18 protein-coding genes and 4 tRNA genes are annotated in these 25,135 nt (G+C 45.7%); 6 read left to right on the forward strand and 16 right to left on the reverse strand.

The genetic code is table 11. The features are described from left to right. Nucleotides 1–392 precede the first annotated feature (392 nt). Nucleotides 393–1,040 carry a transcriptional regulator gene (locus tag ACFRAM_RS05365; RefSeq protein WP_379464888.1) on the forward strand — a complete coding sequence of 216 codons (648 nt, stop codon included), beginning with the start codon at nucleotides 393–395 and terminating at the stop codon, nucleotides 1,038–1,040. A gap of 914 nt (nucleotides 1,041–1,954) precedes the next feature. Then, on the forward strand, nucleotides 1,955–3,832 hold the full coding sequence (locus ACFRAM_RS05370) for an amidase (RefSeq protein ID WP_379464889.1): 1,878 nt from the start codon (nucleotides 1,955–1,957) through the stop codon (nucleotides 3,830–3,832). Nucleotides 3,833–3,974: 142 nt separating this feature from the next. Here the strand turns inward: ACFRAM_RS05370 and ACFRAM_RS05375 are convergent. The 4 genes from ACFRAM_RS05375 to ACFRAM_RS05390 form a co-directional block, all read right to left on the reverse strand. Continuing rightward, nucleotides 3,975–4,047 (reverse strand) — tRNA-Lys (locus tag ACFRAM_RS05375). A gap of 12 nt (nucleotides 4,048–4,059) precedes the next feature. Beyond that, nucleotides 4,060–4,135: transfer RNA gene (locus tag ACFRAM_RS05380), tRNA-Ala, on the reverse strand. Between the two features lie 294 nt (nucleotides 4,136–4,429). Then, nucleotides 4,430–5,854 (reverse strand): MFS transporter, encoded by a 1,425-nt coding sequence (locus tag ACFRAM_RS05385; protein WP_379464890.1) that lies wholly within the window; start codon nucleotides 5,852–5,854, stop codon nucleotides 4,430–4,432. Nucleotides 5,855–5,956: 102 nt separating this feature from the next. Further along, the gene (locus ACFRAM_RS05390; protein ID WP_379464891.1) at nucleotides 5,957–6,541 is read right to left on the reverse strand and encodes a TetR/AcrR family transcriptional regulator; all 585 of its coding nucleotides are present in this window, start codon (nucleotides 6,539–6,541) and stop codon (nucleotides 5,957–5,959) included. A gap of 563 nt (nucleotides 6,542–7,104) precedes the next feature. Between ACFRAM_RS05390 and ACFRAM_RS05395 the strand changes: the two genes are divergently transcribed. Both ACFRAM_RS05395 and ACFRAM_RS05400 read left to right on the forward strand, forming a co-directional pair. Next, nucleotides 7,105–7,386, forward strand: coding sequence for an ArsR/SmtB family transcription factor (locus tag ACFRAM_RS05395; protein ID WP_379464892.1), 282 nt, complete (start codon nucleotides 7,105–7,107; stop codon nucleotides 7,384–7,386). Nucleotides 7,387–7,457: 71 nt separating this feature from the next. Next, the gene (locus ACFRAM_RS05400) at nucleotides 7,458–8,654 is read left to right on the forward strand and encodes an MFS transporter (RefSeq protein WP_379464893.1); all 1,197 of its coding nucleotides are present in this window, start codon (nucleotides 7,458–7,460) and stop codon (nucleotides 8,652–8,654) included. A gap of 229 nt (nucleotides 8,655–8,883) precedes the next feature. Here the strand turns inward: ACFRAM_RS05400 and ACFRAM_RS05405 are convergent. The 10 genes from ACFRAM_RS05405 to ACFRAM_RS05450 all read right to left on the reverse strand — a co-directional run bounded on the left by ACFRAM_RS05405 (nucleotide 8,884) and on the right by ACFRAM_RS05450 (nucleotide 18,615). Continuing rightward, a tRNA-Lys gene (locus ACFRAM_RS05405) sits at nucleotides 8,884–8,956 on the reverse strand. A 12-nt stretch (nucleotides 8,957–8,968) separates the two neighbouring features. After that, nucleotides 8,969–9,044: transfer RNA gene (locus tag ACFRAM_RS05410), tRNA-Ala, on the reverse strand. 131 nt (nucleotides 9,045–9,175) lie between these two features. Beyond that, a complete protein-coding gene (locus ACFRAM_RS05415) occupies nucleotides 9,176–10,066 on the reverse strand; it encodes a sensor histidine kinase (protein WP_379464894.1) in 891 nt (296 codons plus the stop codon). A 45-nt stretch (nucleotides 10,067–10,111) separates the two neighbouring features. Continuing rightward, nucleotides 10,112–10,909 carry an ABC transporter permease gene (locus ACFRAM_RS05420; RefSeq protein ID WP_379464895.1) on the reverse strand — a complete coding sequence of 266 codons (798 nt, stop codon included), beginning with the start codon at nucleotides 10,907–10,909 and terminating at the stop codon, nucleotides 10,112–10,114. Then, a complete protein-coding gene (locus tag ACFRAM_RS05425; protein ID WP_379464896.1) occupies nucleotides 10,902–11,825 on the reverse strand; it encodes an ABC transporter ATP-binding protein in 924 nt (307 codons plus the stop codon). The genes ACFRAM_RS05420 and ACFRAM_RS05425 overlap by 8 nt, the downstream gene beginning before the upstream one ends. 91 nt (nucleotides 11,826–11,916) lie before the next feature. After that, entirely contained in the window at nucleotides 11,917–12,597 is a 681-nt protein-coding gene (locus ACFRAM_RS05430) for a response regulator transcription factor (protein WP_379464897.1), read from the reverse strand. 32 nt (nucleotides 12,598–12,629) lie between these two features. Then, entirely contained in the window at nucleotides 12,630–14,402 is a 1,773-nt protein-coding gene (locus ACFRAM_RS05435; RefSeq protein ID WP_379464898.1) for an ABC transporter ATP-binding protein, read from the reverse strand. Further along, on the reverse strand, nucleotides 14,399–16,168 hold the full coding sequence (locus ACFRAM_RS05440; RefSeq protein ID WP_379464899.1) for an ABC transporter ATP-binding protein: 1,770 nt from the start codon (nucleotides 16,166–16,168) through the stop codon (nucleotides 14,399–14,401). Before ACFRAM_RS05440 ends, ACFRAM_RS05435 begins: the two co-directional genes overlap by 4 nt. Before the next feature lie 193 nt (nucleotides 16,169–16,361). After that, nucleotides 16,362–16,964: an acyl-CoA-like ligand-binding transcription factor gene (locus ACFRAM_RS05445; RefSeq protein ID WP_175374286.1), complete on the reverse strand. Its 603-nt coding sequence runs from the start codon at nucleotides 16,962–16,964 to the stop codon at nucleotides 16,362–16,364. A 130-nt stretch (nucleotides 16,965–17,094) separates the two neighbouring features. After that, nucleotides 17,095–18,615, reverse strand: a complete 1,521-nt coding sequence (locus ACFRAM_RS05450) for an MFS transporter (RefSeq protein WP_379464900.1) — start codon at nucleotides 18,613–18,615, stop codon at nucleotides 17,095–17,097. A 253-nt stretch (nucleotides 18,616–18,868) separates the two neighbouring features. On the opposite strand from ACFRAM_RS05450, the gene ACFRAM_RS05455 reads away from it, so the two are divergent. Beyond that, on the forward strand, nucleotides 18,869–19,804 hold the full coding sequence (locus tag ACFRAM_RS05455; RefSeq protein WP_379464901.1) for an EamA family transporter: 936 nt from the start codon (nucleotides 18,869–18,871) through the stop codon (nucleotides 19,802–19,804). Nucleotides 19,805–19,965: 161 nt separating this feature from the next. Here the strand turns inward: ACFRAM_RS05455 and ACFRAM_RS05460 are convergent, their stop codons facing one another. After that, nucleotides 19,966–20,805 carry an oxidoreductase gene (locus ACFRAM_RS05460; RefSeq protein WP_379464902.1) on the reverse strand — a complete coding sequence of 280 codons (840 nt, stop codon included), beginning with the start codon at nucleotides 20,803–20,805 and terminating at the stop codon, nucleotides 19,966–19,968. 196 nt (nucleotides 20,806–21,001) lie between these two features. Between ACFRAM_RS05460 and ACFRAM_RS05465 the strand changes: the two genes are divergently transcribed. After that, the gene (locus ACFRAM_RS05465) at nucleotides 21,002–21,457 is read left to right on the forward strand and encodes a MerR family transcriptional regulator (protein WP_379464903.1); all 456 of its coding nucleotides are present in this window, start codon (nucleotides 21,002–21,004) and stop codon (nucleotides 21,455–21,457) included. A gap of 176 nt (nucleotides 21,458–21,633) precedes the next feature. On the opposite strand, the gene ACFRAM_RS05470 is transcribed toward ACFRAM_RS05465, so the two are convergent. Then, the coding region (locus ACFRAM_RS05470; protein ID WP_379464904.1) for an immunoglobulin-like domain-containing protein at nucleotides 21,634–25,135 on the reverse strand (3,502 nt) is incomplete at its 5' end.

The following is a 25,135-nucleotide window of genomic DNA, read 5'->3' on the forward strand; positions in this document are numbered from 1 at the left end:
CCGACATTTAACTTGATCATTCTTCTATTTTTCCTATATTTAGGTTTTATTCACTATATCATATTTCTGGTTATATTTGGTGCGAGAAAGCCCCCGATGAGTCTGAGTACCTATCACAATCTAATCGTTTGAAAATAAGTTATTACAAACACGCCTTTCCAGGCGCTCTCTGACTCTCCACTTTACTCTATAACGCTTCAGTAAAATGATTTGAACTCAAATTAAAGTCCGCATATAATACAGTCATAGGTCGTGAAGCACACGCCGCTCCAATGCAATTTCACACTGAATTGATTTCAGGTGGACATTGTTTTGGAGCGGTTTTTTTGCGTGAAAAATCAATGCCTGGTTTATCAGTTAGGTTCGTTCGTGAGTTAAGGAGGAGAATAGTGATGCAGCGATTTGATCAGCAATATGAGGAATGGTTAACAAGAAATCTGGAGAATGAGAGTAACCCCAGACGAAAGGAGTTTCTTGGTAAAGGGCTAGGTCATGGTACGGTGGAATTCCTCCGCGCTGTATGGTTCCCGGCAGTCGGAAATTTGGATCATCTGTTTCCTGAATGGGAGGTACGCGATTTTAATAATGGCTATCGCTATCTTGATTTGGCTTACATGCCAGGAGGTGTGAAAGGCGGAATTGAAATCCAAGGATTTGGCCCACATGCCAGAGATCTGGATGTCAGGCGTTTCAAAGATTTATGTCGCCGCCATTGCTTGCTAGCTCTTGATGGCTGGACTTTTCTTCCTATCGCTTATCCTTCAATTGTCGAGGAGCCCAAACAATGCCAGCAGTTAGTGCTTTCGTTTATCGGTAAATTCATTACAACGGATGTGCCTTCTACCTTAACTTGGCTGGAAGCAGAGACTTTACGCTTCGCTAGACGTCTACTCCGAACATTCACACCTTTGGAGCTTGCGCATCATCTCAAAGTATCTGATAGGCACACCAGACGAATTCTACATAAGTTAGTTGAACTACAGTTATTGGATATCACAGGAGGACAGCAGCGCTATCGGACATACCAGCTTAGAGTGTAGCGCATGTTCAGATGCGTGAATTTATAAAGATGTATGTTAACAGCACCTGAATTCCGTTACGGTAATCGGGATGCGAGGAAGTCTCGCGGGCTACGGGGGAACTTGACGGGCTGTGAGCAGTCTCGCGGGCTACCGGGCGTCTGGCGGACTGTGAGCAATCTCGCGGGCCGTGGGGGCCTGGCGGGCTGTGAGTAGTCTCGCGGGCCGCGGGGGCCTGGCGGGCTGCGAGCAATCTCGCGGGCTGTGGGGAGCCTGGCGGGCTGTGAGCAATCTCGCGCGCTGCGGGGGATTCCGGTAAGTTGTAACGGACCGAGAAGCTCTTATTTACCAAAAAAACACTGCTTTTCTAAGCTTACGGACTCAGATGCAGCTATTTACAGGTATTTGCCCGTGATATGCCCGCTAAGAAGGAAATAAGCGCAACATGGTCCGTTAGACGAATAATTGCTCCAAAAAGAGCAAATAAGAGCTGTACAGTCCGTTAGACGGGTAATTGCTCCAAATAGAGCAAATAAGCGCTGTACGGTTCGATAGACGGGTAATTGCTCCAAATAGAGCAAATAAGAGCTGTACGGTCCGTAGTAGTCGTAAAGCAGAAGCTCCGGAGCCAAAAGCTATGCGGCGATGAAATGTACTGCGAAAAGGATGCATCAACGCTCACATATTGGAAACCTAGCTTTAGAGAGTAGAATCAAAACTGCAATCTCTTATCCAATATATATGTTATATAAAATAACATAAACTCCGATCAATCGTCATATTAAACTGTTAAATTATTTAAAACCCAACATTATGTCATGTATTCAAACATATTTTTCTGAAAAATCATTACTTTACGTAAATTTATGTTGACCACCTCAAATTTGATGTATTAATATGTAACATAAAACAAGACATCATGAGGGGGCCATACTATGAAAACATCCACATCTACCCGGCATAGACGTAAGCCGCGCTACACGAAGACTATTATGCACCTTTTGACAGGCGTAATGCTCGGTATCATATTATGTCTGAATCTCTATCCGTTGATGGCCTACGCTCAATCCGAGACAGATGTAACCGAACTAGGTGTCGTAAAACTGGCCGAGGCCCTGAAGACCGGCAAGATCACAAGTGTAGAGGCTGTCCAGGAATACCTGGATCGGATTAAGGCCTACGACAAAAAGATCGGTGATAAACCTGGTCTGGGTGCAATTATTACCCTTAACCAGAATGCGTTAAAAGAAGCCGCCGTGCTTGACAAGGAGCGGGCAAACGGCCATATTCGCGGCCCGCTGCACGGCATCCCGGTATTGGTCAAGGACAACATCAATACGGCTGATATGCCCACCAGCCACGGCAATCAAGCACTCGCCACCTACCAGCCTAAGCACGACGCTACCGCTGTCCAAAGACTGAAAGATGCCGGAGCCATCGTGTTGGGCAAGACAAATATGGCAGAATTCGCTATGTTTTGGGATACGGTAAGCTCCGTCAAAGGCAGAACGTATAATCCTTATGATCCTACGAAAAATATCAACGGCTCCAGCGGCGGGACCGGCGCAGCAGTCGCAGCAAGTTTCGCTGCAATTGGCCTCGGAACCGAGTCCTGTGGTTCGATTACCGATGTTGCTTCCTTCAACAATCTAGTCGGATTCCGCCCCACAGTAGGGCTTGGTTCCATGGCTGGAGTTGATTACAATCCGCTAGGAGATGCCATTGGACCTCTGGCGTTGTCCGTTGAAGACGCAGCGATGCTACTTGATGTTCTTGCAGGCACAGACCCTAAAGATCCCTGGACCGCAAAAGCAAACAGCTACAAATCCACTTCATACCTGAACTCATTGAAAGGTTCTTCCCTTAAAGGGGCCCGCATCGGTTACGTCATTGCCCCATTTGGAGGTTATGATTATTCACCAGGCCCTGAATCTAATAATATTTTAGCGACGGCGGAGAAGGAAATTTCAGTACTAGAGGCTCAAGGCGCCACAGTCATTAAAATCCCGCTTAACCGAAGCTGGTGGAATAAGTACGCCCCGCAGAATGCTTCCTACTGGGCAACAACCGGGCATGAAAGTTATTTCGCAAAGACAGAAGCAACCTGGCCAAAAGGTCTGGCTGGACGGACCGAACCGAAAAATGCGATTAATTTCGGTGACATCGTTGCAGGTAGCCCAAATATGGAGAAGACTACCAAAGAGTGGTTAATGGCGGACGACAAGAAGCCACTAGACAAGGCAGGATTCGCAGCAGCAGTCGCTGCCCGTCAAAAATTCGCTCAAGGGGTAACTGAGCTATTCACTTCATATAAGCTTGATGCACTCGCATACCCGACAGTCGCTGCCCCGCCTGCCAAAGTTCATAAGAATCCTGCCGAACTACTCGATTCTGAGCAATTCGGCACACATTGCGGATGGGCTAATTTCACCGGCCGTCCTGTAGTGAGTGTACCCGCTGGCTTTGCAGACAAATTCCCTGTCGGAATCAGTTTGCTCGGGTCCAGGTTTGGCGATGCCAAACTATTAGGATATGCCTATAATCTGGAACAGGCATCCCCCCATCGCAAAACGCCTGAATTGACTCCATCACTCCTACACAAGGCAGGAAGTACTGACACAACGACATCAGCAGTTTCGGCCAATTCTTCCGGAACCAAAGCCTCACCAGGCTCTGGTCAAGCCTCAAGCGGAAACGCACTCTCCGCCAGCACTTCAAGCATGTCGCCTTCTGGCATTCCACTACCAATCGCCACAGTCTTCATAGTAGCCATTGGCCTGATTGGACTCGTCGTCCGGCTACGCAAAAACTAACTCCCTAACTTCCTCAAGCATACATTCTTAACTGAAAGAGGGGCAATCGATGATTACCCCTCCTTTCCTGTCTCATAAAATCTCTTCCCTTAGACGCAAAAAAACTCAAGCGCTAACTGCGCTTGAGTTTTTTTGAATACGATGGACTCTCAGGGACTCGAACCCTGGACCAATTGATTAAGAGTCAACTGCTCTACCAACTGAGCTAAGAGTCCATATGATGTTCTTGGTGGAGCCTAGGGGGATCGAACCCCTGACCTCATCGCTGCCAGCGATGCGCTCTCCCAGCTGAGCTAAGGCCCCAAAGGGCTTGTCTTCTTCAGGTGAACCGTTCCCTGCAAGCGACTTTTATATCATACAAAAGATCAGCTCTACTGTCAATACTTTTCTCGAAATATTTTGAAGAATGGATTGAACAGGCTGCTATGACTCTAGCAAGCTGTTCGATATGCAATAACATCAACTTTCACATCAAAAAAAGAAACCATGGCATTATACAAAATACCATGGTGTAATAATTCTTTTGACAACTATTAAGAACTGAATTGCTATCTTTCAAAATATCATAACTCTCTTGCTTTAGAGTCACGTTATCACTCAATGCTTTGCAATTGCTGTATCCTTATTTACAGTCTTCTTTTGCTTAAGAACCATGAAGGCGACCAATATACCTAGAAGCGTTACGATGGTCGTAACGATAAACGCAATATGAATGGAGTGATTTAGCTCAGTAGTCGTCATCGTCTCCAATGTCGCATTCGAGTTCAATCTTGCGGATATGATCGCCATTATAACAGCAAGACCAATTGCGCCGCCAATTTGCTGACCAGTTGTAATAAGCGCGGACGCCACGCCCTGCTCTTTAGGGTCGATCCCTGTGCTGCCTGCGATGAACATCGTCGTGAATACAAGTGCTTGACCGATGCCGATAATCACAGTACCCGGAATGACTCCCCATACAGAGCCCGTAGCAGATAGCTGAGTGAGCATCAGGAAGCCGCCCCCTCCCGTTCCCATTCCCACAGCAATCGTGCCAGCGACTCCAACCTTCGTTAACAGGATATTAATCAGCCTGACTCCCAGAAACGCGCTAAGCGTAAGCGGCAAGAAAGATAAACCGGATTGAATAGCGGAATAGTGCAGAACATTTTGCGTATACAGCGTCAGGAAGTAATAGAGTGTACCGAACGATGCAGAAAACAGGAACGCGGTCAACGCGGCTCCAGTCAAATTGCGGTTGCGGAACAAACGGAATGATAGCAGTGGCGCTGCCGAACGTTGTTCGATGGCGACAAAAGCGATAAGTAAAACAACGCCGACCAGGACAAATGGCAAAGTCCCAAGGCTAAACCAGCCTTCGACTGGGGATTGAATGAGATAGTACACGATTAGCAGCAATCCTGCTGTGACCGATAGCGTGCCGCCAACGTCGAAATGTTTTGCTTGGGACGAAATCTTGCTTTCTTTGAGCACGATCGGTGTCATGACAATAGCGAAAAGCGCGATTGGCACATTCACGAAGAAGGTGGCCTCCCATCCGAGGTAGCTTGTTAAAACCCCACCAAGCAACAGACCAAGAGATAAGCCCACTCCGCCCATTGAAGACCAAATCCCCATCGCTCGATTGCGCTCAGCACCTTCTTCGAAATTGGACATGATCAGTGATAATGTGGCCGGTGACAACAGGGCTCCTCCAAGTCCTTGCAATCCTCTAGCAATGATTAATATGAGTTGGGATTCCGAAAGGCCCCCTAGCAACGAACCTAAACCGAACAAGGCCATGGCAATAATGAACATCCGACGTCTGCCCATTAAATCGGATAACCGCCCGCCAATTAACAAAAATCCCCCAAAGGCAAGTGAATAGGCGCTAATGACCCACTGCAAATGATTGGCTGAGAAGCCCAGCTCGTCGCCAAGGGAAGGCATTGCGACAAAAATAATCGTGTAATCGAGCGCCATCATCAACTGCGAAATGGCTAGAATGAACAGCGCTAATCCTTTAAACCGACTTGCATCCATAGAAGTATTCTCTCCTTTTTTAGACCAAATGGTCTAATTTGATTATATTTGACTGATCGATCTAAAATAAACAAAATAAATGAAGCAGGAAACTGCTTCACATTATCTATTAAGCACAGACAGGGTAACCGCCGTGATTTCCTCCAACACTTTAGCATCATCAGATAATTTGGCAACTTGGGTCAACGCATATCGGGCATGATACAAATACTTTGCAAGCGCAAGCAGATCCTGCTGGGTGTTCAGCTCATTTTGATCCTTGGCCCGAATCAAGGCTTCATGAAACGCCTTCTCTAGCCGAATTCGGTCTTGCTCGAACAACGCCGCGATCTCCGGGTCATGAGGAACCTGGTCGATAGCGCTATAAAGAATCAAGCATTCCTTGCGCCGATCCGCATCCTGTAGTGTCGCCACGATCTCACTGAAAATTTTCTCAATCGATTGCTTGACGGATTCCGTTCGCTCCAGATAGGAGACAACAGCCGACGATTTTTCGTTAAGATAATGCTTGACGGCTTTAACGAATAGATCCCGCTTCGTACCGTACGTATCGTATAAGCTCTGACGGGCAATGCCCAGGCCATCGAGTAGAATTTGCAGGGATGTCCCCTCGTAACCGTAATGTCCGAACACTTCCATTGCCTTGTGCAGCACGAGGTTCGTATCAAATTCCTTACTTCTTGCCACTTCAACCCCTCCTTTCTGTCTCATAGTACCCTTACCGGATCGTTCAGTCAAGAAAAAGCATAATTCTAAAAATAATTGCAGACTGATCGATCAAAAATAAACTTAAAAAAAACGGTCCCCTTGTTCCCGACTATCCAAATCACTACGCGATAATTCCCTGTCCCCCTTCCTTACTTCGTGACCACATCTTACCATTTCCAGACTATTTGGTCAAGAAAGAACAAAAACAGTCCATTCAAGCGATGCGCTCTCCCACGGATAGTCATTTACACACCCATAAACAGCTTGTCAACTGAATCTGTCATAGCCGGTTGAATAACAGCATAGAAACCTTGCAGTGCCGAAGTACCCAGGGCAAACTCCGGGAATAGATTCCTCCTAATGAAGACTAATTCAACATGAGAGCCTGGCAAGATGGTAGCTATTTTGATGGAAAGCCCAAGCGACTCATCTGTTACAATAAACTACACAATCATATTCTCTGTTTACATTCAAAAAAAGGTGTGCTACATTATTTTCACGGATATGGAAATAACTACAGTTAGAAAAAAGGTGAATTTACGATGGTAGAAGAAAATGCGAATGTGCGTCAAGCTGTTAAAGTGTACAAAGCGCTCGGAGAACCCACGAGAATCAAAATTGCCCTGCTCCTTACGGAGGAGACAACTTTGTGTTGCTCGGATATCGAGTCTAAGCTGGAATCGGTGGCCAGCTCAACGCTTTCCCATCACTTGAAGCAATTGACAGACTGCGGACTGCTAAACTTCCGCAAAGAAGGAACGTATATCTACTACAGCGTAAACCGCGAAATGGCACAGAAATATGCGCCTTATTTGCTGGAGTAATTTTTTTTCAACATTATTTCTATAGATTTAGAAATATAAAATATTGAAGTATAGAGAGGAGCTTTACCAGTATGTCGAACGCATTGAAAATTTATATGCTGGCTATGATCAGCTTTCTAGTTGGGACATCCGAATATACTATTGCAGGGATTTTGGATAAGGTTGCTGTAGATGTAGGTGTCTCCGTATCGGTCGCAGGTCAGCTGATTACCGTTTTTTCGCTGGCCTATGCCTTCGGCACACCGATCGTCATAGCCGTCACTGCACGTATGGAGAGACGTCAACTTCTGCTTTATGCGCTTGGTGTATTTGCAGTAGGCAACCTGATTGCCGTCGCGTTACCCGGCTATACATTCTTGCTCGTATCGCGTGTTGTTCTCGCGATTAGTACCGGCGTGTTTCTCGTTACCTCATTGACGGTTGCTGCCAAGCTCGCTGCACCTGGCAAACAAGGAAGTGCGATTGCAACACTTATAATGGGCTTCAGTGCCGCCTTAATTATCGGAGTTCCACTTGGAAGAGTCGCCGCTTCGGTTTATGATTGGAAGCTCATTTTCGGCGTTATCGGTCTACTAGGTTTGCTTGCCATGTTCTTAATCCTTATTGCTATTCCCCAATCCAATGGCGAGGCGCCTGTTCCGATAAGCAAACAGTTTGCACTGTTGAAGAAACCTGAAATTGCGATCGCGTTGGCTGTCGCCTTCACGTGGATTGGTGGATACTCTGTTGTTTACACCTATATTTCGCCCTACTTGCTGACCATAACCAAATTAAGCGAGCAAAGCGTAAGCATCGCACTCTTCTCTTTCGGTATCGCCAGCTTGCTTGGCTCTAAATTCGGCGGCTACAGCACCGATAGATGGGGAGCTCCCCGTACATTAGTCATCGGAATGCTGTTTAATACCATTGCTCTAGTTCTGCTCTCACTAGCTGGACAATCGCCATTGATCGTATTCCCGCTTCTGATGTTTTGGTCTTTCACAGTTTGGTCTTCCAGCCCTACCCAGCAGTTTTATTTATTGTCACTTGCTCCAGAGGCATCCGGCATTATGCTCAGTATGAATACCTCCGTGTTGCATCTTGGCATGGCCGTTGGTGCTGGTCTTGGCGGTGTTGTCGTCGAGCAGGCATCACTGAGCTACATCAGTTGGATCGGCGCAACGAGCGTCATTCTGGCTGCTGTAACTGCCGCTACCTTCTTCCGTATTTCCTACTCGCGCAAACGCCGCGAAGAAGTGAAATGCAGCCTAATCGAGACGTGTGCGTAATTCAAATCTTCCCAAAAAAGCCAGGCTGCTGATTAACGGCACCCTGGTTTTTGTTTTTCTATTCAAGTCGGATCAGGAATTTGTTTTTCTTCCCGCGGCGCAGCACGACAAGTTCGTCATATAGTTATGCATCTTGCCACTTAAAGACTCTGTGACTGTATAAAAGCAATCAAGTTGTTTCCTAATACAAAACAACAAAAAAACGGCATCTCTGCCGTTTCTTCTGTGATGGACTCTCAGGGACTCGAACCCTGGACCAATTGATTAAGAGTCAACTGCTCTACCAACTGAGCTAAGAGTCCATATAATGTTCTTGGTGGAGCCTAGGGGGATCGAACCCCTGACCTCATCGCTGCCAGCGATGCGCTCTCCCAGCTGAGCTAAGGCCCCGAAGGACTTGTCTTTTTTCAGGAAGATCATTTCCTTCAGTCGACTTTAATATCATATAAAAAATGAGCTCACCTGTCAACACTTTTTTGCAGGTTTTTTTCTGACACATTTATTTCAGTTGCAAATCCTCCTCAGTCTGCACTCCTACTTTCATGATAAGCAGGAAGTTCAACGACCGTCTCAAGGTAGCCTTTCTCAAGAGAAGCCGATACACTCCCCTTCATCCGCTCCACCAGAAGCTTAACAATAGCAAGACCTAACCCTGTCCCCTTGCTCCTGGCGTGATCACCCGTGTAGAATCGGTCGAACAGCCGCTTAACATCAAGAACAACACCATTGTTCACGGGATTACCGAATGAGAGAATGATCTTCTCTTCCTGATGTTTCAAGCGAATTTGAATTTGACCTGATGCATGCTCACAGCCATTACGGATCAGATTGTTCACGATTCTAGCGAGCATTTCCCTGTCAGCGAGGGCAAACCTTGGCGGAGTCTCCTCAAATTGAACGGACAGCCCTCTTTCCTCCAATAAGGGAACCGCTGCCGCTACACCCTCAGCAATCAGGTTACCCACATTCACTTTTTCCGCTCGGCATTCTGGTTCTGCATTCAACAGGTAGGCATATTCGAAAAAAAGCTCAATCAGCACACCTAAGGCCTCGGTATGCTTCCGGGCAATACGAAGCTTCTCCTGCTGGTCAGAAGGTAAATCACCATTCGCCAGCAGTTGCTGATAGCCCTTAACCGCGGTCAGTGGTGTTCGCAAATCATGGGAAATGTTCGCAATCAGCTCCTTAAAGTTCTTCTCTTCACGCATGGCTTGAAGACGGAGGTTCTCCTCCGCCTTTAAGCATTGATTAATATGAATGGCTAAACGATTAAGCTCTTTGCTCAAAAGGTCCAGGCTTACCGGTTGCCTTGTATGCTCTGCGAGCCGCTTGCCTAATTGGCGATTAATGCTGCGTAGCTGCTGGTGAATAAAAACAATATACACACTCAGCAGCAGAACTAAAATTATCAAAGCCCCTAATGTCAATGCCATCGCCAACGACTTCACAGCCCTTCCTTACTTAATCTCAGATTTTCTAAATGCCGTAAAGGTGACGGCGAGCATGAATGCAATAAAAATTACGCTGATACCGATCGTTCGTGCCATATCACCTGCAGTTGTCTCCAGCGCCATAAGAGCATGCTGGTTCCCGTAAGGGGTAAGCGAAAAGATACGGCTGAGCACCGATGAACTCTCACTTCCTCCGGCCAGTTGTGCGCACAGAATAGAGAAACCATAATAGATAGCAACCACGAACACTGGCTTTTTCAGAAAAAAAGCAAGCGGCACACATAGGCTTAACTGTGCTATATAGACAATAATCAAAGTCAGCATAATAGCCGCCAGCTTCCCGATCTCTGCAACCTCCATTACGGTGCCGCTTTCAGCCGTCAGCACATGCAGGAAGCCTATTCCTACAGAACCAACGTCGAACTTATACCCTGTACTAAGCCCCGCCGCCGTAACGATTGCATATGGCAGCAAAAGCAACATTAAGGCAACGGCGAGCGCAACGGCTTTGCTAATGATGATAGCGTATCTCCGGGAACCGCTAGAAATTGCGTTGTGAATCGTTTTGTTCTCAAAATCGCCGCATATGATCATACCCGCGATCACCGCTCCGAGAATACAGGTCATGTTCATGTCCGAGAACATAAATTCGATGCCTGTCATGCGGGTGTCGATCTTACCAAGCGGAATGAGGTAGGCCATAACCGCCGAGATCACCGCGCTTGCTGCTGATATAGCTATCAATACTTTGACCGCCTGCGATTTCATCAGCTTAAATAGATCAGCCCGGATCAGATTAAACATCCCCTTCACCTCCTAAACAAGTGATGAAGTAGTTCTCTAGCGTTTCACCTTCAACATTAAACTTGGTAACAACAATTCCTTTATCATGAATAGCCCTGGCAACCCGCTCCAACTGGTCTAAACAATCATACAATTTAACCGTACGATCCGGCATAACCTTATAATTCAAGGTGCCAAGCTCTGTCTCCAGTACACTCGTCAACTTTTCCGGCTGGTCACAGCGAATTAGAATATGATGCTTGCATCTCTCATCAAGCTGTTCCTGAGTAAATGTCTGCTTAATCTCTCCCTTGTGAATAATGATATAGTTGGTCGCGGTCTGATACAGCTCAGGCAGGTTATGACTGGAGATGAGAATAGCCATCTGCCGCTCTTCGCAGAGCTGCCTAAGCAAATTACGAATTTCGATGACGCCAAGCGGATCGAGTCCGTTAATCGGCTCATCCAGAATAAGCACTTCCGGGCTGCCTAAGAGGGCGATAGCAATGCCAAGCCGCTGCTTCATGCCAAGCGAAAAGTCTCTCGCTTTCTTCCTGCCCGTGTCTGCCAGACCAACCAGCTCCAGCAATTCATCTTCAATCTCCTCGTTAGGGACACCTCGCATCATCCGATGCAGCTTCAGGTTCTGCTTCGCGGTCATATATGGAACAAATCCCGGGTGCTCAATCATGCAGCCAAGCCGCTTCCGTTCCTCTTGAAGAGGGTACTTTCCGCTATGGCCGAATAGCTCGATGCTGCCTTCTGTAGGGAAGGCTAGACCAGCCAATAGACGCATCAGCGTCGTTTTTCCAGCGCCGTTTTGTCCGATCAAACCGTAGATATGGCCCCCTTTTAAGCGGATAGAAACTTGGCGTAGCGCTGTATAATCACCGTAGTTTTTACTCAGATGATGGGTTTGCACAACGTATGAGTTCATTTTATTCACCTGCCCTTTCTGCCCCCAGTATAACGATCTCAAGTTTAGAAAAGGTTAAGGCTGACATTGAAAAAGTAAAGAAACCGATAAGTTATCTCTGATGTATCCTATAGCCCAGTCCCCAAACCGTTTCTATGTACTCCTCTTCCGGGCTCATTTTTTTCAGCTTGCTTCGCAAGTTGCTGATATGCGTCTTCACCGCATTGTCATCCCCAAGGTATTCGTCCTGCCAGACCGATTCGTACAAATTCGCCTTGGTGAACACCTTACCCGTGTGCTTCAGCAGCATCTCCAGTATCATATACTCTTTGGCAGTTAGCTCAATCTCCGCACCTCCCGCCGTCACGCGTTTAGCATTCTCATCCAACAGCAGATCTTTGTGACGCAGTACCCTGCTTCCCGGTTGATCCCGCCTTGAACGGCGTAAATTGGACTCCACCCGTGCCGCTACTTCCCCTAAGTCAAACGGCTTCGTTATATAATCGTCCGCGCCCAGCTTCAGAAGATCGATTTTCGTACCTACCAGATCCTTCGCAGAAATAATAATGACAGGGGCATCGGAAAACTGGCGCATGTCCTTCAGAATTTCATCCCCGCTTTTATAAGGAAGCATAATATCAAGCAGAACCAAATCATACAATCCGCTGTGAATTTCCCGCAATCCATCCGCCCCTGTATAAGCTGACCGAACGCTGTACCCTGCAGCAGTCAACGATTCCGCCAGCATGTGGTTAACATCTTCCTGATCTTCAATAATGAGGATTGTATTCATTAGGGACCTCTCGTTTCAATTTAAATTGAACTTTAGGTTCGAATATCAGGTTCGGCGTCATCCATGTGAAGTTTGGACTTTCGGTCACTGTTGTCCCCTAAATCCTGAAACTTCTTATATAGTCCCTGATTACGCATTAATTCGGCATGTGTTCCTTCTTCTGCAATCCTGCCTTCATTCATGACAATGATCCGATCGGCTAGCGAAACTAGACTTAGACGATGAGTGATGATAATAGCTGATTTGTGTTCCAAGTACGTTTTTAGAGAAGCCACTACTTGTTGTTCAGTAGCAGGATCCAAGGCAGATGTCGGCTCATCCATGATGAACAAATCACAATCTTTATGTAAAAAAGCTCTGGCCAAGGCAAGACGTTGTCTTTGTCCACCCGAAAAGTTACTGCCTTGCTCACTGATAACCGTATTATATTTATCGGATAATTGATCTACGAATTCTTCAAGCTCTGCGTTTCTTGCCGCGATGTGAATATCATGATCAGTTGCTTGATCATAGGCTAATTTGATATTATCTTGCACCGTTCCAGAGAATAGATATGGCGATTGATTCACATAAACCGATTGACCATGGACCGATACCTTTCCTTGCGTTGGTTCATATAGACCACAACATAATTTTGCAAAAGTAGATTTCCCCGAACCGCTCGGCCCAATGACGACTACCGTCTCTCCGCTTTTCAAGTCAAAGTTAATATGATTCAGAATAGCTCTATGACTGGATTCAGGTTGAAAAGACACATCGTGAAGGGATAAGACTTCTCTTTTATAAGATATCTCCGTCTCTTGCTTCTCATTACTGTTAGAACTTTTTATTGGCGTATTATTAGTCGTTCCCACAAAATCATATATTCGCTGAAACGCTCCAATCCCCTCTTGCACACGGCTATACTGATCAGACATGCCAATGACCGGCCAGACTACAAGCTCGAACAGGACACTAAACGTAATAATCGTTCCAGGAGTCAGTGCATTTCTCGAAGAGGCAATCGCGATGAATACTAATGCCACAATGTAAATGAGATTGAATCCGCTCTCCGTAAAGGTTCTGCTCATGGTGTTCGTCATTGCAAGTCTGGTTTGCGCTTTGCTCAGATCCTTCCTTCGCTGCATGAATGGATTGAGGTATAACTCGCTTACATTAAACACTTTAGCAACGGTATATCCCTGGATATATTCTTGTGCTATTTCTCTAAGCGCCCGTTCCTTCTCTTGAACATCGCTCGACTGGGTACGAATTCTTTTATCAAACATACGACCGATCCAGAATAGAATAGGTGCACTTATAGCTCCAATCAGCGCTAACACGACATCAATTCGGATCAGATAAACAAACGATAAAATAATGAGGACAAGCACAGTTATAAACTCAATAACGGCGTCTATAATTTGCGAACTATGCTCCACATCGTCCTTCACCCGGGTGACCAGATCTCCGGAATGATATTTTTTCAATTTCTGATAAGGCATATGGTTTATAACTTCAAACAATCTAAGCGTTATATCTCTATGTACGTAACCCAGCAGCTTAACGATTAAATGCCTGTGGAGTGCCAATAAGATAATCCCTGCAAGTAGCAAACAAATGACTAGTTTAATAACATAGAATAATCTCGCCAACGTACCATGGTCTGCGGTATCAATGAACAGGCCCTGGATTTTAGCTACTCCTAATTCAAATGCAATATCTACCCCAATCAAAAAAGGAAGGAAGATAAGAATCATCCAGTACCGTTTTACATAGTGTAAAAGAAGGGACAACACTGCCCTGGTATTGATCTGCGAATTCAACGGATACCCTCCCTCTTCATTTTCTCCTCTTGCAGTAAACTGAAATACTCCCCTTGATTCCTTATTAAATCTGCATGTGTCCCTACCTCTGTCACTCTTCCACCCTCCACAACAATAATCGTATCCGCATGCCGAATCGTGTCCAGCTTGTGTGCAACGACGATCGTCGTCCGATCTTTAGCGAGCGCTTGCAGGGACTCTCGAAACTTTCTTTCATTCTCAATATCCAACGCTGAAGCAGGCTCATCCAGCACAAGAATGTTGGGCTTTCGTAAATATACCCTGGCGAGAGACAGACGCTGTATTTCCCCGCCTGACAGCTGGACACCGCGTTCCCCAATGGCTGTGTCATACCCCTGAGGGAGTTCACTAATATAATGATGAATATGCGCTAACTTGGCAGCGTTCACCACTTCCTCCATAGGCACATTCTCTACTCCAAAGCAAATATTATCCTTAATGGAACCAGAGAATACAATCGCCTGTTGTGAAACATATCCAATGCGGGATCTCCACTCCGCCAGCGGGATATCATGTATAGAAACATCGTTGTACAAAATCTCTCCTTTTTCGGGAGTATAGAGTCTTAGCAATAACTTCAGGATCGTAGATTTACCCGAACCGCTGGGTCCTACGATCGCTGCCATCTGTCCGCTTTTTATCGAAAAACTTATGTTATGAATAGTCTTTCTATTGTTGTTATACGTATATTCCACATGTTTAAGCGTAAGATCATGCCGGCCCGGATGAAATACTAGATTCGAATTCTTATTTAGATCATCCTCTTCATTGGGCAAATCTAACAGACTGAATACTCTTTGCGCCTGAGATATCGCTTGAATCATGTCTGTCCATAATCTTGATATCGATAAAAGCGGGTTCGTTAATTGTCCACTTGTTACAATAAAGGTAGCCAGTGCACCTACCATTAGTTCCCCCTTTAAGACCTGATAGCCCCCGAATCCAAGTGTAAAAATCATTCCGCCAAACGTTGCCACCCTATTCAAAGCGTCAAAGCTTCTTTCCAGAATAGAGATGCGTAGTGATCTTGCCAGCACTTGATGAAGTCTTCCTTTTAAAACACCTTGAAAGTGTTGCTGCAGCCTATAATAGGTTCGTACCTCTTCAGCGCCTTGAATCGCTTCTTGAAGTATGGAATCCCGATCCGCCACCTCTTCCCCACGCTGGTCATACTGAGCACGTAGAAATCGTGAGATCGGATATGTAATCGCAGGATAGGCCAGTGTAAAACCAACCAGTCCAAGTGTTAGAGGCAAGCTAAGCCAGCTAAAATATGCCATAGCCATCATAATCTGCAGCGCGTTTGTGATAAACGCCAACAGCTTGTCGTTCACTCCGGTTTGCGCATCCGTTACTCCGTTCAACAACCGCCCCACAATGTCGCTGCTATGATAGCTTTCGATATGCTCTACCTTTTTCAGATGAAGCTGGTTAAGAACGTGTTTTTGCATATTGGTTATTGAAGCATTTTTAATTTTTACTGTGACTTGAGTTTGCATGATATTGATGACCGTCTGCAGAACGATCGTTATCCCGGCAAGTACAGTTCCATAATACACAAGATGAAGAGATTTGGACGTCGCTCCCGCCACAATATTTCGTATTGATTCCAGATAGCCCAGATTTACAAAGGTTCCGCAAAGGATAATTAATAATAATAAAATGTACCGAAACGCTTCCGGTTTTGAGAAACTTAGCAATCTAGCAAATGCTCTTTTTGTTGAATAAGTAATCTCTTGGTTCATGATTAGCTCCTATGTATTGGAATCTTTTATAATATTTCCAGCCCGCTAACCATGATACATGAACACCTCCCAAGGTAACAAATAGTATAACCGTTTTTTATCCTCATCTTTTTCTGCAAAAAGAAAAACCCCTTGATGTACAAGGGATTTCTTCTATAGAGCCTACACGTACGTTAAGAATGCAGACACGGTCTTATTCTATTATTAAGCCTTTCTCCACAACCTCCAGAGCCTCTTCCAATAATTTAGCAAACTCCAATCGGGTCACTTCTGCACTATAATCCATTAAGGATATATTGACCCCGACGATCACTCCGCCAAAGGTTCGGATCGCTGGATCATCTGAACTGCGTCCAAGTCGCTTGGCAACCATCTGTGTCAATAGGTGCATCATCTGAGTTAAGTTATTCATCGCTGCTGCACGCAGTTCCGGAACTGCCATGATCAGTTGATTGCGCTGACGCGTTGTCTCCCATTCCTCATCCGTAATCTCCGTAATTCCCGAAATCATCGCATTCCTTACGGCTTGTAGCGGACTAAGCTCTGGTGATTGATTGTCAAAAGCATCCACAAGCAGAGGATCATAGTTATCGGTTAGCACCACATCCTCTTTCGTTGCAAAATAACGAAAAAAGGTGCTCGGAGAAATTTCCGCAGCTTCCGCAATTTGTTCAACCGTTGTAGCATGATAACCCTTCTCCTGAAAAAGCCTCAATGCGTGCATCTGCACACTCGCCATCGTCTTCGCTTTTTTCCGCTCACGCAATCCGATCTTTTGTTTCGCAGTCTCAGGCATTCCTTTCACTCCTAACCAAGTCAAATCACATTCAACATGAACCTTCAAACTTATTTTCATTGATAATAGAGTTCATGTCAAATTGTAGTCAAAAGCATAAACTATTGACTCTCATGAATTGGCAATCGTATTATTCCTTCGCTTCAAGAGCGGCAGTAGAGCTATTACGCTCCGCTGATCGTGTTCGTAAGAGGATAACTGTAAAAATAATTCCCACAACTGCGGCCCCTGCACATACCCATAACATATTGCCCATGCCAGTGATGAAAGCATTTTTCACGGAATGAACCAGAGAGTCTGAGCCGGTTCGCTGCGCAGCGGCTAGGCCGGCTGACACATTACGTTGCGCCATTTGGGCTGCTTCTGTAGGCCATTCCTTCAGGTCAAGACCATTGCGATAACCTGCGTTCAACACAGCCCCTAAAATGGCAACCCCCAATGTTCCGCCAACTTGTCTCATCGCCATTAGCAGGGCCGACCCCACGCCGCTTCGTTCGGGTGTGAGTGCAGAGATCGCTGTGTCCATAGCAGCGGGAAGGGCAAATCCAATACCAAGCCCGACGGCAGAAATCCAAATTAATACAAAGCCATATCCGCTTGATATTGTCGTGGCACTCCCCATCGCCAGCCCTATGCCAAGCAGTATAGAACCCGCTATAATCGCCGTCCTGGTTCCAAAGCGCGACTGTAGTACATCAGAGATTGGCGTTCCAAGCAGTAATCCTAATACTAAAGGCAAGAGTCTCAGACCTGCACTGAACGCATCCGCACCTAACACGGCCTGAAGATATTGGGGCAATACGAATAATACACCAAATAGTGCAAAAGAAATGATCGAACCGATCAACGTTCCGCCCGCAAAACGCCGAGACCGGAATAATGCCGGGTCCACCAATGGATGAGCAGTCCGAGTCTGATACCTAACAAACCATATTAATAGAAGGAAACCTCCAACTGCTGTCGATAAGGAAAAGCTATCCCCCCATCCTTTTTCACCTGCTTGAATAACACCATACGTTAAAGCAATCAGTCCAACACTTGAAAATAGCATTCCCGGTAAATCCATTGGTCGATATTCCTGACTCCGTGATTCAGGCAAAAGAAAGGAAACGGAGAGGATCGCTATAATCACTAGCGGAAGATTGATGATAAATACCGAGCCCCACCAATAGTGGTTAAGGAGCCAACCTCCAAGAATAGGACCAAGCGGAATGCCTATCGCATTGGCCATCATCCAGACTGCAATAGCTTTGGGCCTTTCCTTCTCCGTGAACAACACTGGAATTACAGCCATAGATAACGGAACAATCAGGGAAGCGCCCAAACCAAGAAAGGCACGTGCGGTTATGAGCTGCCAAGATGATACGGAATACGCACAAGCCAGAGAGGCTGCACCAAAGATGAGCAACCCGGTAAGCAGCATTTTCTTTCGTCCGATCCGGTCCCCCAGCATCCCCATCGGCAGCAGCATAGCGGCAAAAACAAGATTATAACCGTTGGCAAACCATTGAAGCTCAGCATTAGTTGCGCGTATGTCTTGAGCCAACATCGGCAACGCCAAATTCAAAATCGTCATATCCAGTCCGATCGCAAGTATCCCGAATGCAAGCGAAGCCAGCACCCACCATCTTTGTTGATTTTGCGAACTCATATTTAACCCCCTCCAGTTATTGGAATTAACTTTCTTTTGATAGTTTATTTATTTTGAATGTAACTGTCAATATTTATTTCTCGATGTTTAAGGTAGGCACTTCTTTGTCTCACCGGACCAACTTCTTCAAACAACAAAAAACCGCTTCACATTGAAGCGGTATCTTATCAGATGCTTGACTTAGACTATACTCTCAAGCTTAAAGTTCTTTTTGCACCCGCTGCAAATCTACTTTAGAAAAGGTGAATAAGATATGAAATATATGGCAGCCGTAATGACAGGCTCAGCATGTTTTGGATTACTCTCCACAATCGCAGTATTGGCTTACGGCAGAGGCTTCCATCTTGGAGAAGTCGTGGGCTCACAGTTTTTTTGGGGATTTGTCTTATCTCTTGCTTTTTACTTGGTGAAAAATTTGAGCACAAGCCGGCACAAACAGAAAGCAGCATCTAACCCTACGGACGACTCGAAATTAAGCTGGAAACAAAAGCTGACGCTGGTCAGCGCTGGTTTTCCGCTCGCTGGAGCTGGATTGGTTTACTTCAAGTCGTTAACCTACGTACCTGCTTCTGTTGCGATTATTTTATTATTTCAATTTATTTGGATCGGCGCGCTTATCCAATCCATTAGAAACAGACGTCTTCCAGACCGGATGACCGTTATCGTCATCGTAATTCTGCTGCTCGGAACTGTACTGGCTGCGGGTCTTTTGGATGATGGAATTAGAAGCTGGAACCCGCTTGGCATCCTATATGGCCTTAGTGCTGCATTATTGTATTCGTTGTTTATCCTCCTTAGCGGATCTGCCGTACCTAAGGCGCCCGCAGCCACTCGAGCGGTATGGATGCTGGCCGGCGGCATGGTGCTGATCTTCATCCTGTACCCTCCAGCATTTTTGTTTAACGGGAAGATTTTCGGAGAGCTACTGATCTATGGATTCACTCTAGGATTTTTGGGTTCATTTATTCCGCCGCTATTGTTCGCTTATGGCGTTCCGCATGTAGGAGAAGGAATGGCCAGTATATTGGGAGCTACCGAACTTCCAGTCGCTGTGCTTTCATCTTTTTTCATCCTGCATGAACCGATTAGCCCCCTGCGTTGGCTAGGTGTTCTGATCGTATTAACATCTATCGCCCTGCCTGAAATCATACGACGATTCACGCAAAAGCGCAGTCTCTCTAGGGCCTAAGCGGCTTCTGATAAAATGAAAAATATAGATAAAGCTCGATAATAGGAGGCCACGTTGGTCTCCTATTATTATTCTGAGTCAAATGGTTAATTATTATTTTCCTATCAAAAAAACACCTCCGTCCCCCGCTTTCAGCATGGTGGTGGAGGTGTTCGATCTAATTATATTCCGTCTTGGAAATCGGCATTCAAGGCGACTTCTTTTTGGTTTTCGAAATTTTTCAGTGTGTCTGTATATTTGTTCACCGCGAAATGGTAAGCATCTGCTCCAAGCAGCAACCGAAGCGGCGGTTCTTGAGACTTGGCAACGCTGATAATGGCTTCTGCAGCTTTTTTTGGATCTCCAGGCTCTTTGCCATGGGATTCACCATTTACAAATGGAGAGATGAGCTCCTCATACTCCTTAATCGATGATTTTGTTCTGGCGGCTGAGCGTCCGGACCAATCCGTGCGGAAATTGCTTGGTTCGATCAGCGTTACATCAATATTAAATTGGGCAACTTCTTTGGACAGGCTCTCTGATATACCTTCAACGGCGTACTTCGTAGCGTTGTAATATCCCACTCCAGGGAACGATACTAGACCTCCAATGGACGATATATTGATAATATGTCCGGAACGCTGGTTTCTCATATAAGGCAATACAGCACTTGTCATGTTCATAAGACCCCAGAAATTGATTTCGAACATCTTCCGGGTCTCTTCTTCAGCCGCTTCCTCAATGGAGCTAAAATAACCGACGCCAGCATTATTGACCAGCACATCAATCCGGCCAAATTTCTCTACCGTAGCTTTTACAGCCTTCTCAACTTGTTCAGGCTTAGTGACATCAAGTTCAACAGCCAGAACGTTATTTGTATTCCCGCTGACAAGATCAGCAATGGAAGCGAGATTTCTTGCGGTAACAACAACCTTATAACCGGCCTCAATCGTTGCTTTGGCAAGCTCTCTGCCAAATCCAGTGGAACATCCAGTGATGATCCAGACGCTATTTTCACTCATTTCTCTCTCCCCTTAAGCTTAAAATTTGATTACATCTAAACTCTAAACTTGAGAGTAAAGTCTAAGTCAAGCTTCATTCATCATAAAAAATCAGGAGTATTACGTCTCAACCTCAAGCTATGCATAGCTTTTTGACTTAGAGTATAGTCTAAGCCGTATAATCATTTACTACGTTTTTAAAAAGGTGGTCTAATCATTGGGATATACAGTTAGTGAAGTTGCCGAGATGACGGGAATATCTGCACATACATTGCGCTACTATGACAAACAGGGATTATTACCCTTTGTTGATCGGAATAAGGTAGGAAATCGGGATTTTAAAGATAGTGATTTTGAATGGCTAGGGGTCATCACCTGCTTGAAAAAAAGCGGGATGCCCGTAAAAAAAATTAGGCAGTATATTGAATGGTCCATGGAAGGAGATGCTACATTAAACGAACGCCTGGAAGTATTCGAAAACCACAAAAAGGTGGTTATTGAGAAAATAGCTGAAATGCAAAATTATCTGGAGAAAATCGATTTTAAGATTTGGTTTTACCAAACAGCAATTGAATCCGGGACAGCAGCCATACACGCCCAAAATAATTGTGTATTTACTGAAGGGATGAACTTATCAACGGATCCGAATCTTCATACTCCAGAGCTCCAGTAACTTACACTTTGCTACTAACGACTAAAATGCCTGAATCAACGCGCTACTCCACCTGCTAAGCACTGACATAAAATCAGGCCAGCCAGAAGTTCCTGGCTGGCCTGATTGCATGAAAGCTGCCTCCTCGGTCGCCTAGTTTCGAGACCTTGGGGGCAGCTTCATCTTTTTGCTAAATACTAGATTAAGTTAGATTTTTGCAGTAGCTTCGCTATAATCTTGGCAACTTCCGCTCTTGTAATTGCATCCTTCGGTGCGATGGTAGTATCGCTCTTACCTGTAACGATACCTGCTTTTACAGAAGCAGCGATGCTTTCCTTCGCCCATGCGGAGGATTGGGACGAATCTTTAAATGTGGCAAGCAGCATATCTGCTTCCCCCTCTTTAAATTCCACTTTCAAGCCAGTAATTGTCATAGCTCTAGCAATCATAGTCATGGCCTGTTCACGAGTGATTGGATCCATTGGCCCAAATTTACCGCCATTGTAACCATCAATAATGCCGAACTCATGCGCAATCTGGATCGACTCTGCATACCAAGCTGTATCCTTCACATCGCTGAACGGATTACCCTTGGAATCCCCGTGCTTCAAGCCTAAGGCCCGTACTACAATCGCTGCAAATTCTGCACGGGTGATGTCTCTAGCCGGTGTGAAATGTTCTTTGTCAGTACCAAACACCACAAGTCTGGAAGCCAGATCATTTACCTCTGCTTTGGACCAGTGACTCTCCACATCCTTGAATTTCAGCGGGTGGTTCACAAGTGTATAGAGACCGTTGTACAGGCTTTGAATTTTCGCATAAGGCACCCCGTTGATCGTTTCGACCATGGTTGGGATATGCGCCATTTGTCCGTTTTCACGAATATATACACCTGTAGTTACATTCTCTGGATTGATACTGCTGGAAAGCTTGATAAGTCTTGCTACATAGCGGTTAAATACGTCGACGTTCACAACTTTCCCGTTATAACTTCCAGTAACCTCAAAATTCACTGGAGTTACGAGCATATCCGCTTGGCCGCTCTTAACTTGTTCTTTGACTTGTGCAGCAGTCGCAGCATCTGCAATAGAAATGGCAAGTCTGAACTTCACATTGCTCAGATCTGACGGATTGCCCAATGAATCCAGCAGTCCCTTGAGATGGAATGCAGTGACTGGAAGGATATACGTTGCATTTTCTGTTTCAAAACGGAGTACGTTTGACTTCTCGTACATCAATTTTAGAAGCTGGCCATTGATCTCAACTTCAACGTCATTGGTTACAGAAACTGGAGGTACAGTCAAAGTACTTTCCGCCTTCTCTGCTTGAAGCTTTTGAATGATAGCCTCATTATCTACAACGATTGTAGTAACATCCTTGTTGGTAGCCCCACGAACCTCAAGTTTGGCTGTATCCTTTTGGATAACATTATTGATATAGAGATCGACCAGGGCATTTACGACCTTAATATCGCCTTTCTTAACAATCAACAGCATGAATTTCACGATTTTGTTATTGCTGTCTACCTCATAAACAGCAATGTATTTATTGATTTCGTCATCTGCTCCCTTAATATCGCTTCCCGCAACGTAAGGGTCTAGCACGCCTGCTCCTGTAGGAGCCGCATCACCGATTCTAGGGGCAGAAATCGTGCTGGAGGACACTTTAACGACCAAATGATTTCCTTTGCCGATATTATCAACAATTACACTGGTAGTCCCAGCTGTGCTGCCCGGGTTAAGGGATGGGGAAGGTACAAAATCATTTGATTTTACAGTACCACCACCACTTGAGCCGCCACTCGGGCTACCATTCGAAGCGTCATTTGAAGTGAAATTGACGAACTGGAAGCGGCTGAATCGATTAATTTGAATTTCTAGCCCAACCGGCTGTCCATTTTCATACTGGACCACACCTGACAGAAGTTCGTTAGTTCCATCCGTATGCTCAACAAATACTTTCAATGAGTCCAGGAAAGCCTGTTTATTCTGTTCAGGTATTGTGATTCCATTGAACGGAATGACAACCTTGGTAGCAAAACCTGAGAAATTCGTTTCGATCTTCCGCGGAATGCTCAGAATTTGAATACTCTTTCCTGCGGCGCTTTGATTTACAAGACTGCTGCTTGTGAGAGCATTTTTCGCTTCATTTTGTTCCTGGGCATCTTTGATCGGAACGAGTCTGAAGTATAAGTCCGTTCCTTTATCTGCTGAATCTTTTAATGCCGCAGCACTCAGCTTGATGCTGCCTTCATCTGTCTTGATCTCCAGCAATGCATTTTTGTCTGCCATAGCAGCTACAGCTCTTGAAGGGATTTCGATGGCGAATTCATCGGCTTTATCTACTGGTGCATGTTGTAGCTGAATAGCAACCGTACGTTTGCTATCATCTTTTTCTGATGGATTGATAGCATCCGTTAAGGCCTCTACTTTCGACGGGTCGATGATAACCGTATCGATTTTGGAGCCATTATTCAGGGTTGTCCGCAGAATCATGAACTCGTCATGGCTGGAAGTGCCGCTTGGATTGACACTTGCTTCCGCCTGTCTTCCCGTCGGTTGTCTCGTCTGATCTGCTTCCTTCCCGACCGTTTTGTTTTTCACAACCATAAGGAACGTTTTAGTAATTGAAGCATTCCCTTTTGTAATCAGAGCCGTCAGTAACACATTCTTGTCGCTGCTCTGCGGACGATTGACAGCCCCATAGGCTTTGCCATTCTGAAGAGAGATGTCGATCGTACCAGAGTCTAGCGAGGTCCAGGTAATATTAGTACCGTAAAGCCCTTGACCTAGTAGCGTAAACTCACTAGTAACAGATTCCCATGTATCTCCTTCTGTGAATGCAAATGCTTTTGCCGCGCTCAAGTCTTTTGCCGCCGCACGAACTGCATCTTCATCCGACATCCGGATGACTTTAACGATAAAAGTTTTCGTCACTTGAGCTCCTGTGACGTCATCCGTAATCGTTGCGGTCAGGGTAACGTATACGTCTTCATCGTATACTGCAGACCGGTTTACACGTCCGTTCGGGCTGATCAATTCCGGATGGCTGGACGTCCATGTAACCGTCGTGTTTCCGGACTGGCCTTTGGCAGGCAAGTTCAGCGTTTTGGTCACATGTTCTGCGTTGTCGCCTTCTTGATATCCGATACTTAAGTTATTCTTATCGTTGTTCAGATCACCCGACCCTGACTTCACGTCTTTGTCTGTAATCACAACAAGACTGAACTTCACAACTTTGCCTTCGCTGTCTACTTCATAGACACCAACATAGCGGTTAACTTTGTCATCCACTCCCGGGATATCGCTACCCGCAGTGTATGGATCGATAATTCCGGTTCCTGTTGGTGCTGCATCGCCTGTATTCGGCGTCTCAATCATAGTGGAGGATACTTTCACCACTAGGTGATTTCCGGTTCCTGGCGTTACATTTGGGATTCCTGTTGTCCCCGGCTCGGTACCCGGCTGTGGCGCTGGCTTCGGATCGAAGTCTGGCAAGCCTTCACCCGGATGAATATCTTTGGACTCCAGAATAATTAGAGTGAACTTCACGACTTTACCTGCTTCGTCCACTTCATAGATACCAGCGTAGCGGTTAACTCTCGCATCCACTCCCGGGATATCGCTACCCGCAGTGTATGGATCGATAATTCCGGTTCCTGTTGGTGCTGCATCGCCTGTATTCGGCGTCTCAATCATA

The organism is Paenibacillus sp. NPDC056722, assembly GCF_042790635.1.
Lineage (GTDB): Bacteria > Bacillota > Bacilli > Paenibacillales > Paenibacillaceae > Paenibacillus_AQ > Paenibacillus_AQ agri.

What these genes read in the sequence shown, in the direction of transcription:
- ACFRAM_RS05365 (WP_379464888.1), top strand. Translation starts at nt 393, where the DNA reads ATGCAGCGATTTGATCAGCAATATGAGGAATGGTTAACAAGAAATCTG.
- ACFRAM_RS05370 (WP_379464889.1), top strand. Translation starts at nt 1,955, where the DNA reads ATGAAAACATCCACATCTACCCGGCATAGACGTAAGCCGCGCTACACG.
- ACFRAM_RS05385 (WP_379464890.1), bottom strand. Translation starts at nt 5,854, where the DNA reads ATGGATGCAAGTCGGTTTAAAGGATTAGCGCTGTTCATTCTAGCCATT.
- ACFRAM_RS05395 (WP_379464892.1), top strand. Translation starts at nt 7,105, where the DNA reads ATGGTAGAAGAAAATGCGAATGTGCGTCAAGCTGTTAAAGTGTACAAA.
- ACFRAM_RS05400 (WP_379464893.1), top strand. Translation starts at nt 7,458, where the DNA reads ATGTCGAACGCATTGAAAATTTATATGCTGGCTATGATCAGCTTTCTA.
- ACFRAM_RS05420 (WP_379464895.1), bottom strand. Translation starts at nt 10,909, where the DNA reads ATGTTTAATCTGATCCGGGCTGATCTATTTAAGCTGATGAAATCGCAG.
- ACFRAM_RS05425 (WP_379464896.1), bottom strand. Translation starts at nt 11,825, where the DNA reads ATGAACTCATACGTTGTGCAAACCCATCATCTGAGTAAAAACTACGGT.
- ACFRAM_RS05430 (WP_379464897.1), bottom strand. Translation starts at nt 12,597, where the DNA reads ATGAATACAATCCTCATTATTGAAGATCAGGAAGATGTTAACCACATG.
- ACFRAM_RS05440 (WP_379464899.1), bottom strand. Translation starts at nt 16,168, where the DNA reads ATGAACCAAGAGATTACTTATTCAACAAAAAGAGCATTTGCTAGATTG.
- ACFRAM_RS05445 (WP_175374286.1), bottom strand. Translation starts at nt 16,964, where the DNA reads ATGCCTGAGACTGCGAAACAAAAGATCGGATTGCGTGAGCGGAAAAAA.
- ACFRAM_RS05450 (WP_379464900.1), bottom strand. Translation starts at nt 18,615, where the DNA reads ATGAGTTCGCAAAATCAACAAAGATGGTGGGTGCTGGCTTCGCTTGCA.
- ACFRAM_RS05455 (WP_379464901.1), top strand. Translation starts at nt 18,869, where the DNA reads ATGAAATATATGGCAGCCGTAATGACAGGCTCAGCATGTTTTGGATTA.
- ACFRAM_RS05460 (WP_379464902.1), bottom strand. Translation starts at nt 20,805, where the DNA reads ATGAGTGAAAATAGCGTCTGGATCATCACTGGATGTTCCACTGGATTT.